At 72.2% G+C, this 579-nt stretch carries 1 protein-coding gene and 1 pseudogene; one reads left to right on the top strand and one right to left on the bottom strand.

The window, feature by feature from the left end; genetic code table 11:
- Positions 1–310: pseudogene (locus AC1DWF_RS36955) on the top strand (hypothetical protein); the annotation flags it as partial.
- A 38-nt stretch (positions 311–348) separates the two neighbouring features.
- Here AC1DWF_RS36955 and AC1DWF_RS36950 read toward each other — a convergent pair.
- Positions 349–579: tripartite tricarboxylate transporter substrate-binding protein (locus AC1DWF_RS36950; RefSeq protein WP_476843392.1), on the bottom strand; the 231-nt coding region annotated here is incomplete at its 5' end.

The raw sequence follows: 579 nt of genomic DNA, 5'->3' as shown, positions 1-579 counted from the left end.
CGCCATCTCGGCCGGGGCGCGCACGCGCGAACTACCGGACGTGCCGACCATGGCGGAGCTGGGCTTTCCCCTCGTGCTGTCCGACAGCTGGTTCGGGCTGCTGATGCGCTCGGACGTTCCGGAGACGGCAAGGGCGCGGCTGGAAGCGCTCTGGATCGCGGCGCTGGCGCGGCTGGAGGTGAAGGGAAGGCTGGAGGAGACCGGCTTTACCATCCTCGCCCGTCCCGGCGTGCAGTTCGGCACGGAGATCAGGCGGTACGCCGACACCTATGCCCAGGTGATCCGGGCGAACAACATCCGCGTGGAGTAGCCCACCCCACGAGCTCCGCCGCGATGCCGGTCATGGGTTCAGCCTCGGGGCGAGCGCTCGGCGATGGCGCGGATGACGGGTGCGGCCTGTGCGCTGGAGGCGGCGGCGCGGACGCGGAACTCCGCGGGCGGCAGCGCGGTGATGGTGAAGCCCAGGCCGGTCAGGCGATCGGCGACGGCGGGATCGGCGAGCGTTGCCGCGATGGCCTGGTTCAGCGCGGCGACGATCGCCGGTGGCGTGCGGGCGGGGGCAAGGATGCCCTGCCAGGA

The organism is Aminobacter sp. P4_D5, from assembly GCF_056401815.1.
The sequence above is the reverse complement of the archived record's forward strand: the minus strand, read 5'-3'. Positions and strand labels throughout refer to the sequence as shown.